This is a genomic window from Novipirellula methanifontis, from assembly GCF_052161655.1.
Lineage (GTDB): Bacteria > Planctomycetota > Planctomycetia > Pirellulales > Pirellulaceae > Novipirellula.
Genome location: NZ_CP197418.1, coordinates 6593928 through 6608250, shown reverse-complemented (window position 1 = coordinate 6608250; position 14323 = coordinate 6593928). Strand labels below are relative to the sequence as shown.

Genomic DNA, 14323 nt, shown 5'->3' with positions numbered 1-14323 from the left:
CGCACTGATTAATCAGGTGCCTCGTTTGAAACGGTGTTGACGGTACGCTCGAGCACGACCAGTTTCTTGTCGACAATCGCTCGGATCTCGTCGGCCGATAAGCCGCCATGCAGTGCTTCGGTCAACACCCCGACGATACGATCGGCAATGATCGTTTTGCGTTGTTTCCGGCATTGATCGACGGCGCCGTTGCAAACGATCACGCCTCGTCCTCTGAGCGTCTCGATGATGCCTTCGGATTGCAGCTCGCCAAAGGCTCGCGAAACGGTATTGGGATTCACCGTCAATTGCTGGCTCAAGACGCGAACGCTTGGCAACAACTGGCCTGGCCGCAGCGTCTGCTCGGCGATGGCGAATTTGATTTGACGAACGATCTGTAAATAGATCGCCACGCCGCTGGACGGATCAACCGTGAAAAACATAGCGACTGCCACATATCTAGCGTTGTAGTGTACTAGCTTGATAGTAAGGTGGTGGCTGTCTGAAGTCAATCAAGTTTTTCAAAGTTTTTTGTTGCCGGATCAAGTCGCCACAGCGACGCTGATCCAGCAGCAGTGTGCTGCCGTAGCGAAAGTCGCGAAGACTTTCGGCAGCCGCGAGCGTGATGGTGAATTCATTCCAGACGCAATTCCGAAACTCCGCTCCGCTGCGGTCCGGCCTACTATTGTCGCTCGGCTTTCCAAGCCGTTGGCGGGCATCGCGTTTGATCGTGGATAAGAGAGCGACGTAGACCCGGAAGCAGTGTGGCCGTAGCGAAAGTCGCGAAGACTTTCGGCAGTTGCGAGTGTGATCGTGAATTCATTCCGGCTGCCGTGCCGACTCTTCACCTCCCCGAAACTTGTTTGGGGGAGGTCAGAGCGAGCGGAGCAGGCTCTGGGTGGGGCCCCGGAGTGTTAGAGTTGGACTGTGCAATATAGCTGCCACGTAACCCTCCCCGGAAAGCTTGCTGAAGGCTCGCTTCCCGACCCTCCCGGCGGAGCCGGGAGGGTAAATCCCTCGATGCCGGAACTTCGCTCTGCTGCGTTCCGGCTTACGTGCCTACAAATCACTCTCTTTACGCCAACAGGTCTTTGACCACGTGGGCGGGATCGACGCCGGTGAGCCGGAAATCGAGGCCTTGAAATCGCACCGATAGCCGCTGGTGATCGAGACCGAGTTGGTGAAGCAGCGTGGCGTGCAAATCATGAACATGCACCGGATTTTCAGTCGGACCAAATCCAAATTCATCGGTTTCCCCGTACACTTGCCCTGGCTTGAATCCTCCACCGGCAAACCACATTGTGAACGCGTCGATATGATGATTGCGGCCGGTGTTCTCGCGGACTTCGCCCATCGGAGTGCGGCCAAACTCGCCGCCCCAAATCACGATCGTATCTTCCAGTAAACCACGACGCTTCAAATCCATCACCAGAGCGGCGGAGGCTTGATCGACCTCTTTGCATATTTCCGGCAAATGTTTTTGCAAATTCTCGGTGGGGCCGCCATGATGATCCCAGTTTGTGTGGTACAGCTGAATGAACCGCACTCCACGTTCGACCAAACGACGAGCCAGTAGACAGTTCCTCGCATAACTCGATTCATTGGGATCCTTGATTCCGTACATCGCGAGCGTCTCGGGGCTTTCGCCCGCGGTATCCATCAATTCGGGTGCAGAACTTTGCATCCGATACGCCAGCTCGTACGCATTGATCCGCGTGGCAATCTCTTGGTCGCCGGTCTCGACCAATCGCTTCAGGTTTAGCTCTCGCACCGCATCCACCAATTCTCGCTGCTTGGTCTGGCGGACTGATGGCGGTGTGGAAAGATTCAAAATTGGGTCGCCTTGGCTTCGCAGCGGCACGCCTTGGTATGTCGTGGGCAACACTCCACTGCCCCACAGCACGGCGCCGCCACGTGGTCCTCGCGGGCCGCTTTGCAAGACCATGAATCCGGGCAGGTCATCACATTCGCTACCCAACCCGTACGTCACCCAGGACCCCATACTCGGCCGACCGAATTGGCCACTTCCCGTGTTCATGAAAAATTTGGCCGGAGCATGGTTGAACAGATCCGTTTTGCAGGTTTTTACGATGCTCAGTTCATCGACGATCTTTGCCGTATGGGGTAACAGATCGCTAACCCAAGCCCCGCTTTTTCCATAACGTCTAAACGTCCGTGTCGTGCCCAGCAGATTGCTGCGGTGGCTGCTGTCCATAAACGCGAATCGTTTCCCTTCGACGAAACTTTGGGGGATCGGTTTCCCGTTCCACTCGGTCAGTTTGGGCTTGTATTCGAACGTCTCTAATTGCGAAGGGCCTCCCGCCATAAACAAGAAGATGACGTTCTTCGCTTTGGCGGGAAAATGGGGCGGTTTGGGCTGCATCGGATTGGATGCAGAGGCCGGTGCCGCGGACGCACGTTCGGCCATCAACGACGATAGCGCCATCGTGCCCACGCCCATCGTGCAGCGGCTAAAGAAATGGCGGCGAGTTGTCTCGTTGAGGGCTGCGGCGTTCATGCCTTGGGGATCCATCGTATTGCCTTTATTCACGGGTGATCGTTTCGTCGAGGTTCAACATCGCTCTCGCCGCGGTGAACGAATCGAGTTGTCCTAAGATCGCCATTTCATCTGCAGTCGGCATCCGCGAGGTACAGCGGCGAAAGGCGGTTTCTAATCCATCGCGAACAATGATATTTTCTAACGCCTCTGCAAACTCAACATGCGCCGGGTCATTCAGCAACGTCAGTGCTTGCAGCGGTGTATTGCTGCGAAGCCGGCGAGTACAGCTGCTCAATCCCTCGGGTGCATCAAACACGTTTAGCGATGGCGGCGGGGTGGCGCGAAAACGAAAGGTGTAAATCCCTCGTCGATAGCGGTCTTCGCCGCTGCTCGTATTCCACGATCGCCGCACTTGCCCTTGGTTCATCACGCCATCAGGGATCGGAGGATGCACGGGCGGACCGCCCAGTTGGGGTGACAACAGTCCGCTGGCCGTCAGCGATACATCGCGGATGATCTCCGCATCCAATCTTAATCGTCGTTGCCGCCCTAACAGATAGTTTTCAGGGTCTTTCGCTTGCAAATCTGGATTCAGTCGCGACGTCTGTTGATAGGCATGGGAGCTGACGATTCGGCGATGCATTTCTTTTAAACTCCATCCCTGCTCGACAAATTCAACTGCCAACCAATCCAACAACTCAGGGTGCGAGGGCAGCGATCCTTGCAGTCCGAAGTCATTTTCGATTTCGCACAAGGCTCGACCAAAATAGTGCTGCCAAACGCGGTTGATGATCACGCGAGCCGTCAGCGGATTTTGGGGACTAGTGATCCAATTTGCCAAATCAAGCCGGTTCGGTCGTTCCGATGCACTTTCGAGCGGATGCAGAATCGCAGGCGTACCCGGCGTCACCTCGGCGGCAGGCCGCGTAAAATCCCCTTTCACAAAAACGTGAGTGGTGCGTGGCGTCCGCCGTTCTTGCATCACCAACGTCGTGGGTACCCGCTTCATTGCTTCGTCGGCTGATATGTATTGCGCCGTCAATTGTTCAAAACGCTTGTCGCTAGTTTCGCTACCACGTGCCGCTTGTGCTGCAGCCAACAAGATCCGCTTGTGGTCGATACTTCGCTTGCCAGGTTTCGTATCCAAAGCTTTTTGAACATCGGAGGCGAGATCCTTTTTCGACGTTTCGGAAACGCTGCTCGTCCAGTGGTCGATTTCCTCGGCATGATCGTCCAAGTAGTCGGACAAGTCTTTTTTCGCGGCATCCCATTGGGCGGTGAGGTTTGCAGCGTCGTTTGCGTAGACCTTCATCGACGGTTCGTCCTGATCATTCAGGAACGCGAACATGCGATAGTATTCGACTTGAGTGATCGGGTCGAACTTATGATCGTGGCACTGGGCACACCCAATCGTGAGCCCCAACCACACCGTGCCCGTGGTTGCCACACGGTCGAACACGCTGTCGATGCGGAATTGCTCTTTGTCGATTCCGCCCTCCTGATTGATTTGTGTATTGCGGTGAAATCCCGTTGCCACTTTCTGGCTTTCGGTTGCCTCGGGCAAAAGATCGCCTGCCAATTGCTCGATTGTGAATGTGTCAAAGCGCATGTCGTTGTTCATCGCTTCGACCACCCAATCACGATATTTCCAAATCGATCTCGGTCCATCGATCGAATAACCGTTGCTGTCGGCGTAACGGGCTTGGTCAAGCCACCACAGCCCCCATCGTTCGCCATAGTGCGGGCTGGCCAGCAATCGCTCGACCAAATCACGATAGGCTTCCGCTGCATCCACAGACGCGGCCCTTTGAAACGCATCAATTTCCAGGGGCGTAGGAGGCAAACCAATCAGATCCAAACTAAGTCGCCGGATCAGGGTGGCGTTGTCGGCACGTGGCGAAGGACTCAATCCCTCGCGTGCTAATCGTGATTGGATAAATCGATCGATGGGATGAGTCGCCGCATTCCCGTTGGCCAAATTTACTTCTGGGGGGGGCGTGCGTTGCGGCGGTACAAACGCCCAGTGGGTATCGTATATTGCACCTTGTTCGACCCATCGCTGGAGTGTCTCTTTTTGAGCGGACGTAAGTTGCTTTCCCGAATCCTGAGGCGGCATAATGTCGTCGGCGTCGCGGGAGAGAACCCGAGTGACGAGCTCACTTTCATCCGGCTGGCCTGGTACGATTGCCGAGATGCCACCATCGTCTCCGATCGCACCTGCAAACGTATCCAGACGTAGGTCCGCCTCACGTGCGGCCTCATCAAAACCATGGCAAGCGTAGCAGTTCTCCGCCAGGATCGGTCTGACATCTCGATTGAAATCGACCTCTGCGGGCGTCACGTCGGCGGCCAGTGCCGACGGGCAGGTCAACATGCAGACAACGGCAAGCAACAAAGAGGCGGAATCACATCGACTTTTGAGGTCGATCATGCGAGTTTCTCAGCGGGGAATTTAAGGTAGGGGATGATCCAGCATGAACGCTGTATCGCACCTCATTGTAGAGCAATTGGCCAACGCAAGGTGAAATGAAAAGCAACCAAGTCCAAGCGGACAATTTTTGGCTGTCACCGCCAGCGTTTCGATTCGGCCACCTATTGTCGCTCGGCTTTCCAAGCCGTTGGCGGGCATCGCGTTTGAACGTGGACAAGAGATTGATGTAGGCCGGTTCAAGTCGCGGTAGCGACGCAGACCCGGCAGGATGCGAGAGTGATGGTGGATTCACTCAAGCCGCCATGCCAATTCTTCACCTCCCCAAAACTCGTTTTGGGGAGGTGAAGACGAGCGAAGCAAGTTCACCGGTGGGGCCTCGGGGTGTTAGAAATAGACGGTGCAATTTAGCTGCTGCGAGGCCCTCCCCAGAAAACGCGCTGAAGGCTTGTTTTCCGACCCTCCCGGCTTCGCCGGGAGGGTGAATTCGGCGCCGCGATTCACCTCCCCAAAACTTGTTTTGGGGAGGTCAGAGCGAGCGGAGCAAGTTCTGGGTGGGGCCTCGGGGTGTTAGAAATAGACGGTGGAATTTAGCTGCTGCGAAGCCCTCCCCGGAAAACTCGCTGAAGGCTTGTTTTCCGACCCTCCAGGCGAACGCCGGGAGGGTGAATTGCTCGATGTCGGAACTCCGCTATCGCTGCGTTACGGTCTACCTTCGTCACAAACCTATTTGTCCATTTCGGGGCGTTGGGGTCGTTTGGGGCGATTGTCTTCGCGTTGACCGCGACCGAAACCGCCACCTCCACCACCGCCGGGACGTCGGTCGCCGCCTCCGAAACCGCCAGGTCGATCACCACCTCCGCCACGGAATCCACCAGGACGACCACCTTCGCCGCCACCAGGCCGTCCACCACCGAAGCCTCCACGACCTCCCGCTTCCTCTGCCACTTCGGATTTTGCGATCATGTTGTCCGCGGGATTCACTGTATCTCCCTCGTCCATCACACAGTACAGATGTTTGTCACTGCGCAGAATCATGCGTCCGTCGCTGATTGCTGGAGTGCCGCCGAACGATTCCGCATCCGCTGTAACGCGGTTAACACTGATTTGCTTCGGTTCCTCACCGAGCTCGAACACGAACATTTGCCCCGAGCCGTTGAGGTAATACATCGTGTCACCCGCAATCACAGGCGAAGGATAATCGAGCGAGCCAAACCCGCCACCGCCACGAACCGCCCCTTCGAGTCGCACTTGATCAATCTTGTCACCCGACTTCGCGTCCATGATCGTGACAACTCCGTTGGAGATCAAATACAGCCGCGACTTGAATTGAATTGGCGACGCAAATCGCGATGATTCACTACCGCTCCATAGGATCGCATCATCGGTTGTCTCACCGGTTCCGCCGATTTTCACTGCCACACTGCCGCCGCCGCGACCGGTGAATGCGAACGCCACTTGACCATCGGTGATGATACTGGATTGAGCCTGATCGGCTCCTGTCGCGGCACTGTACCAACGCAATTTCCCGTTGTTAGGATCGAGGCCCCAAACCTCTTTTGCCACGCTCATGACAAGGTCCGTTCGTGAATCGTCAAGCTTCACCAAGGCGGGGGTTCCCCACATCCCATCGAGCCCCGATGCTTCTTGTCGCCACAACTCTTTGCCCGTCGCTTTGTCCAGCCCCACAATCGCTTGGCTTTCCGCCGACGCGGTCACGATCAATGTGTCTTTGAAAACGATTGGACTCGACGCCGAACCCCACGCCCAAGGATCGGACTCTTTGCCGACATTCACATTCCACAGTTCCTTGCCGTCAAGGTCGTAAGCGTGCACTCCGCTCTTGCCAAAGTAGGCAAACACGCTTTTGCCATCCGAGACGGGAGTGTGCGAGGCGTAACCATGTGCGGGGACGCCGACGCCAGCATACGGGTCTTCGGGCAATGTTGCGGCGACATCTTTTTTCCAACGCTCGGCACCGGTTTTCAAGTCGTAGCAAACCAGATGCCGCACCAAGTCTTTGATTTCCCCTGGATTCTCGCGGCTCAATCCGTACCCCGAGTAGCATGTCACAAAAACCCGGTCGCCAACGATGATTGGGCTCGAAACCCCCGCCCCCGGAAGTTCGGCCTTCCAAGCCACGTTTGCTTTGGGGGACCACTGTGTCGGCAGCAGCTCGGTGTCCAGGCTGACGCCCGAGCCGTCGGGACCGCGAAAACGAAGCCAATCATCAGCCGATAACGTCGAACTGCAAGCAAGGAGAACAAGAGACGCGAGAAGTTTTCGTTTCATAAATGAACTTGAGATAAGTGTAGAACGGTACTGCGTGACCCTGGTGGCTAGGGTTTTAAACCTCAGCCAACCAGCAGGGTTTCGCCGCGATTTCAAGTTCAAGCGATAAAAACCGTGGATATAGATGCGATGGGTGCCGGTTGGGACGGCGCCGCCATTCAAGTGGATACGGAGGCCGCGCCGCCAACGACTTGCTCGGTCGCCCTCACCCGAGCATCGCTAAAGGCTTGCTCGACCTCTCCCAAACTGCGTTTGGGAGAGGTGACAGAAAAGCCTGTGCAAACGAAAAAACAAAGGCACTGCGTTTGCTGAACTACTCGGCGTCCCACCATGCGTTGATCGCATCGGTCATCGATTTGACCATCTTGGGATTCGCCGCGGCGAGATCGTTGTTCTCGTGCGGGTCGTTCTTGAGGTTGTACAATTCCGGCTTTTCGCCTTTCAAGCGTGCCGACGGCAGGATCAACTTCATATCGCCTTGGATCATCCAGCGGTAGCGTAAACTCGCGGCCGGATCGTCCATCGATTGAATATCGTGCTCAAGGATCTCACCAAAAAGTTCATCACGTGACTCACGCTTGCTCTGGTCTAACAAGTTGATGCCCGGTAAATTTCGCTCGGTTTCAACGCCGACCGCCGCCAACACGGTGGGCACGAGGTCGATCGACGACGCCAACGTTTCTTTGTCCATTTGTGACGTGACGTGGCCTGGCCATTTGATCATGATCGGAGTTCGTGTACCGCCTTCGTTGGGACTTCGCTTGCTGCGAGGTGCGTAGCGGCTTGAGTCGAGTTCGTTGATCCATCCATTATCGGTCACGTAGATCACGATCGTATTTTCAGCGAGCCCTCGCTCGTCGAGCGCTGTCAGCAATTGACCACATGTTTCATCAAACCATTCACACATCGCCCAATACTTGGCCATCGGCAACGAGTCGGTTTTGGAAGTGTACTTGTCCAAAATCCGCTGCGGTGGGTTATGGGGTGTATGCGGCAAAAACGGAGCGTACCAAACGAAGAACGGGTCGTCGTTTTCTTTGCAGCTGTCAAGAAACGAATCGATTGGTTCCATGCCGGTGCGTCCGATTTGCAATCCCTTGTCACCATGACGTCCATCTTTGTTGAAATCGCCCTGCGTCATCCCTTCGCTGAATCCACCACGCTTGTAGTTGCCTTCCCACCATTTGCCGGTTTGCAGCGATCGATACCCCAGCGGTGCCAAGTAATCGGGCAGCGTCTTCATGTTGTCGATATGCGATAGATAGGCTTCGCGGTTCTTAACGTATTCCGGTTGCGTATGGTTAGGACGTTTTTTGCCCTCTTTCATTCCTTCCCACGGCGGGTCATTGCCAACGACGCCATGTTGATGCGGATACAGCCCCGTGATGATCGTCGAAAGCGACGGACGACACAGACTGTTGGGCACATAGCCACGAGTGAACGTCAAACTTTCGCGAGCGAGTTGATCAAGATGAGGCGTCTCAATAGCGTCGTGCCCCATGAACGAATAGTCGCCCCATGCTTGGTCGTCCGACAGAATCATCACGACATTGGGCCGAGTCTGTTGGGCAAATGACAGGGTGCAAACGAGCGAGAAGAAAAGCAAAGATGCAAAACGAGAGAGCATGAACGATCCTAGTTTTTGGAGAGTGGAAAGTGGGAGGGGGAGAGAACAAGGCCAAACGTGGCCGGTATTCTACGGTAACACTTCGACGATGATCGGGTGGGTGGTCACGCCGCCATTGGCGTTGGCGTTCAAGAAGAACGTGCGGCGTCCGGGCACCGAGGTGGGGTCGGCGGTCAGAAAGAATTCTCGTTCGTTACTGCCCGCCAAAATCAGCAAACCATTCAACCCAATGTTGTCAACGTAAACGCCTTGAGTCGCGTTTCGTCCCGAGTCTTCTTTGCCAAAAGAAACCTCGTTACCAAAACCCGCCTCGCGTCTCAATCGAACGCGAGCAGATACGGTTTCACCACGGCGGACCTGCAAAACCCAAGTTTCATCTTCCGCCACATCATGATCCAGAGGATGCAAACTGGGAATCACACTGGGGCCGTCGGCGAGCTTGATTTTGCTTAATTGTCCCGCCGAGCGTTCGACATGTCGTCCCAGCACATCTGCGGTCGCAACGACATTGACGCTCAACTCGCCGCCCGACTGGGCCATATCTTCGTCAGAAATCGTTTCGGGAACCCACAATGTCCCGACCGCCGATCGTTGCCCGGCTTCGATCACGATGGGCGAGTTCGAAATCACGAATTTCGGTAACCCATCGAGGGTAAACGTAACAGGGCCATCAAAGCCGTCGATGCGGTCCACCCGAACGATAAATTCGCGTCCCGTGCCTTTAAAAATAGGGCTCTTTATCTGGGTGATCGAGGGGCGGAAACTCGGGGTCGCGGCACGCACACCAAGCCGATATTGAAACGCTTCGCCCCCCTCACCTCGCGTGTCGGTGATGCGAACCTTGAACGTCCCATCGCGAGGCGCGGTGAACAATAATCGGCTGGCGTTGCCCGCGATTCGCATTGGGTCGTCGTCGTTTTCATAATAAACATCAAACACCGGCAACCCATTTGCAATCGGGGTTTCGTCACCGGCAAGCGGCCGGACGACGTAGCCCGGTTCGCCTAATGCGTGCGTTGTTCCGCTCGTCCCAAAATAAGTCCAACGCTGGCCTTCGCCTGGATACGTGTCAAATCCAGAGTCGGGACCGCGAGGATGTTTCCACAATCGCGAGACTTCTCCGGATGAATAGAAGTAATCACCCAAATTCATGTCCTGCCAATTAAAGACTCGGAAATCGTTCGACTGCAGGCTGTCTTTACCTCGAAACGTAAAATAGGAATCGCGAACCGCATGCAACCGGGTTCGCAACACGGCTTGGTCGTCGGAGTCCAAAATTGAGACAATCGGATCGATCGGGCTATTTCCAATTTTGTCTGCATCAATCGCCCATACTTCGCCTGCATTGGCATCCCAAGCGTAAACGTCGGATTCGCCCGCCGCAGAAATCACACCGCTGACCTCAGCGCCACGCGGAAGCGTTTTGCCCTCCGATTCACCGCGTACCACGAGTGCATCAAGATCCATGTAGACCGGCGTGACCGATTTCGCCGCAAGGACTTGTTTGTCGGTCGAACGGGGCAACGTCCGGCTGACAACTTGACCGTTCATCAGCGAGATCAACACGGAATCGGATGCTGCATCGAACGCGATATCGGTCCCGGTGTCAGACACCGATTCGAGTGACGCGACTTGTTTCCATGACACGGTGTCAAGCAGTTTTACGTTTCCCGATTGGCTAAGCACTGCCAAATGATTCGAATCGGCTGCGAACGCGAAACCGACCAATGGCGAGTCGTCGACAAACCGCGTGATGACGAGCGGATTAATTGCGGGCGTATCGATACTCTTAAGTCGCCAAACACGCAATCGATTATCCGCACCGCAGCCCACAATGAATTTGCCGTCGGCGGTAAAGTCGACCGCCAACATCTCGTCCTCACCCTGGCTGAGGGTATCGAGGCGTTTACCCGTTTCCACATGCCAAATTTTGATCGTGGCGTCGGCGCTAGCACTGGCCAGTACCTTTGAATCGCGTGAAAACGCCAAGTCATAAATCGCTCCATTGTGCCCGGTCAATTCATGCACGACCTCTGCGGTGCTGCGATCCCACAACTTGATCACGCGGTCGTAGCCTGCAGTCGCCACCCACTTTTCATCGGCGGAAAAGACGGCCGAATACAACACGTCGTGATGGCCGAGCATCTCGGATTCCAGTCCTGCATCGTCGACGCGATAGATGGCGGAGCGACCGTAGGCTCCGGTTAACCCCGTCGCAACCAGAATGCGTTTTGCATCGCGACTAAACTCAAGCGAATTGACTTTTCCTGGCAACCCATGGATCTCGGAGATTGTCGTTCCGTCGGCACGCACAATCTGCACCGATGAAAAGCGAGCGAGCGCACGCAAACTGCCGTCCGTTGAAACCGCGATCGAGGTGACGGGACGTGGTGAGTCTTTATCGGGTTCAATTTGTGGCGTTCGCAACGACATTTTGATCGGCATGTCGCCCGCCGGCCCCACGGCACCTTGATCAATCCAAGCCGCAATCGTCTCGATCTCATCGACACTCGGACCTGGCTCGTCTTCGGGCGGCATCTTGGGGTCGATTTTGCCCATCGTCATCAACAACATCCGGCTGCTACCTGCCGCGCCGGCGGTGACTGCCAAACCGGTATCGCCCCCTACCAACATCGCCGCGTGATCATCGAGTCGCAAACCGCCTTCGTGATCGTCCGCGTTGTGACAGCCGACGCAGTATTTGTTCAGAATGGGCGACACATCGGTCACAAAATCCACCGCTTCGGCGGCATTGACCGTGACGTTAATGGCAATCAGCAACAAGGGGATTAACAGGAAACGCATAGGTAACATTTGAGATGCGAGAAGTTTTTCATGTGGGATGAGGCGTCTAGCAGCCATCAGTGATTGAAGGTGAATTCGGTGCTCGTCAACACGCTCCAGGCGACATCCTGCATTGCCGTGCTGAGGTCGTCGCCGTATTCGCCAACGACCTTCAGCAATCGTTCGCGTTCATCGAGTGATGGGGTTCGCGAAAGTGCAGCGACGAATAACGTTTCAATCATTTCGGACGGAGTTTTCCCATCGGCGATCAGCTTTACAATCCGATTGTTCGCTTGTTCCAGTTTTGGGTTCAGCGTTTCACCGTTGGATAGATGCAGTACCTGAACCATGCTCTGCTCGGCACTGCGTTCGCATTCGCAAGTGATCTCGCGTGGATTGCGACCAAACGTGTCGAGGAAATACGACGCGACTGCGGAGTCATAAAGTTCAATCGCCTTGGTCCCGTCAGGATAAAAGTCGGTCTTTTGCTTGTCCGCACCAGGAAACGCCACTTGGTCAAACTGGGACGACGTTTCCAAGGTTTGATCAATCGCGTCCAGCATGACTTCGGCCATCAGGCGACGAGGGTAGTAGCGACTCAGATATTTTTGTTCCAGTTCATTTTCGGGCAGGGGAACGCTGCTGCGTTGATAGGTTTCACTTTGCAAAATCACCCGCACTAACTTCTTCAAATCAAATTTTGCATGAACCACGTATTGGGCCGTCGCAGATAACAGCGGTTCGTTGCTGGCGGGATTGCTCAATCGCAGATCATCCACTTGTTCGACCAACCCTCGCCCGAAAAAGTTTGCCCAAACACGGTTGGTGATCGAGCGAGCGAAGTAGGGATTCGATGGATCGGTCAACCAATCCGCAAGCACGGTACGGCGGTCCGATGGGTCATCGAAATCAAGCGGCGGAGCATCCAGCGGAGCGGGCGGTTGAGGTTTGCCGCGATTGGGCTGGATCAGATCCCCGGACGTCGCCACGTACAACGTGCGGATACCGTCCCCATTGCGACTGTCCCCGCCCCAGCCCTTGGCACGCACGCGAGCGAACAGATTCGCCATGCCGTAGTACTGGTCGTTGCTCCATTTTTCAAGCGGATGATTATGGCACTTCGCACACCCGATCGACAAACCCAGAAAGGCTTGGCAGGCGTTTTCCGTCATCTCTTCGGGCGTTTGATGCAGCGCGTAAAAGTTAGTCGCACCGTTTTCGTTACTCAATCCCGATGCTGTCAGTATCTCGCGAACGATCTGATCCCACGGTTTGTTTTGTTGGACTTGGCTACGGATCCACTGGTAATAAGTTTTCACCGCAATCGGTCGCAAACGCGTGCCGTTGACGAGCAAGATGTCACACCATCGATAGGTCCAATAGTCAACATAGTCGTCGCTGGAAAGCAAACGTTCGATCAACCGATCACGCCGATCAATGGCAGAGTCCGCTAGATAGATTTGCCGTTCGTTTAGACTCGGCAAACGGCCGATCGTGTCGAGAGTTGCACGACGAAGAAACGTCTCGTCATCACATCGCGGCGAGGGGCGAAGGTTCAGCGTTTTTAGCTGTGTAAGGGTCAGCTCGTCAATGAAATTGCGGCGTGGCGCGGCGGTATAAACTTCGCCAGCGATTTCATGCGGATAGGGAACGGTCATCCTCGCCAGCGCAACTTTGCTGCCGAACCAAACCAAAACCGCTCCTTCACCACTGCCGACGACGTCGACGATGCCGTCATTCTTCACAGTGACGATCGCTTCATCGGTCGCCGAGAAGACCGCCCAATGAGTCACGTCGACGACACGCCCATCGCTGTAATGTGCATTGACGAGCACCCGCGTTCGATCACCGGTCCGAAGCATGCTCGCAGCGGGTGTCACCGTGATACGTTCGAGCCGCACATCGTCATCGCTGGGTCCGCGAGCCCCCGTGGCTATCCAAGACGATAGCACTCGATAATCTCGCGACTCGGTGTCGAGCCTTAGTCCCCCTTTGTGTGGCAAAGCACCACTTGGTTTGGCGACCAACAAACTTCGCCCCGGATCGGACAACTCAACGCGTCTTCCCCTCGCTTCTCGCGTGATGCTGACGAAGTCAGATTGGCTGTCGTAACCGTGAAGCGACAGTCGGAATCCGCCCTTGCCTGCCAACGCGCCGTGGCAAGCACCGGTGTTACAGCCCAGACGCGAAAGGACCGATTGCACGTCGTTGCGAAAACTCCAGTGGTGAGGTTCATCGAACCCAGCGACGGTGACTTCGGTTGTCGATACCGCATCGCCAACGTGTGCGGTGATCGTTGTCGTTCCGTTACCAGCAGCGATCGCCACGCTGTCGTCGATCGTCACAACAGCGGGATCGCTGGACGTCCATCGAACGTTGTCGCCGATGATTGCCGCTGGCACGTCGTCAAGATTTGACACGTGGACGACCATCAATTGTTGGCGTGCTTCGCTGCCAGAGAGCGAAAACGATTTCGGCAGCACCGCGATGTCATCGGCCCCGACCGCGCTCTGCGAGACCACGGCAGCGAGCAGCAATAGGTGCAAGCGATTCGGGATGATCATGGTTGTGATAGGTCTTTTCGTGAACTTGGCTGGTTGCCCGTCGGGACGGTTTAAACGTTTGAACAAATTCGTGTCGTGGATCGCTCGGGAGGTGCGGTTTATTACTTTCGTAGCTACGCTCGCCAGAGCGTGGATTTCCGCCGTCTGGC

8 protein-coding genes are annotated in these 14323 nt (G+C 55.6%); 1 reads left to right on the top strand and 7 read right to left on the bottom strand.

Annotated features, from left to right (window positions below; genetic code table 11):
- Positions 1–8: 8 nt before the first annotated feature.
- A complete protein-coding gene (locus tag SH528x_RS23820; protein ID WP_442505946.1) occupies positions 9–422 on the bottom strand; it encodes a GntR family transcriptional regulator in 414 nt (137 codons plus the stop codon).
- A gap of 91 nt (positions 423–513) precedes the next feature.
- On the opposite strand from SH528x_RS23820, the gene SH528x_RS23815 reads away from it, so the two are divergent.
- The gene (locus tag SH528x_RS23815; protein WP_442505945.1) at positions 514–717 is read left to right on the top strand and encodes a hypothetical protein; all 204 of its coding nucleotides are present in this window, start codon (positions 514–516) and stop codon (positions 715–717) included.
- Positions 718–1054: 337 nt separating this feature from the next.
- On the opposite strand, the gene SH528x_RS23810 is transcribed toward SH528x_RS23815, so the two are convergent.
- The 6 genes from SH528x_RS23810 to SH528x_RS23785 form a co-directional block, all read right to left on the bottom strand.
- Positions 1055–2530, bottom strand: a complete 1476-nt coding sequence (locus SH528x_RS23810; RefSeq protein WP_442505944.1) for a DUF1501 domain-containing protein — start codon at positions 2528–2530, stop codon at positions 1055–1057.
- Positions 2523–4910 (bottom strand): PSD1 and planctomycete cytochrome C domain-containing protein, encoded by a 2388-nt coding sequence (locus tag SH528x_RS23805; RefSeq protein ID WP_442505943.1) that lies wholly within the window; start codon positions 4908–4910, stop codon positions 2523–2525. The genes SH528x_RS23810 and SH528x_RS23805 overlap by 8 nt, the downstream gene beginning before the upstream one ends.
- A 723-nt stretch (positions 4911–5633) precedes the next feature.
- On the bottom strand, positions 5634–7199 hold the full coding sequence (locus tag SH528x_RS23800; protein ID WP_442505942.1) for an outer membrane protein assembly factor BamB family protein: 1566 nt from the start codon (positions 7197–7199) through the stop codon (positions 5634–5636).
- Between the two features lie 313 nt (positions 7200–7512).
- Entirely contained in the window at positions 7513–8826 is a 1314-nt protein-coding gene (locus tag SH528x_RS23795; RefSeq protein WP_442505941.1) for a sulfatase family protein, read from the bottom strand.
- Between the two features lie 69 nt (positions 8827–8895).
- Positions 8896–11631, bottom strand: coding sequence for a c-type cytochrome domain-containing protein (locus tag SH528x_RS23790; protein WP_442505940.1), 2736 nt, complete (start codon positions 11629–11631; stop codon positions 8896–8898).
- Positions 11632–11687: 56 nt separating this feature from the next.
- Positions 11688–14174: a DUF1549 domain-containing protein gene (locus SH528x_RS23785; protein ID WP_442505939.1), complete on the bottom strand. Its 2487-nt coding sequence runs from the start codon at positions 14172–14174 to the stop codon at positions 11688–11690.
- Positions 14175–14323 lie beyond the last annotated feature (149 nt).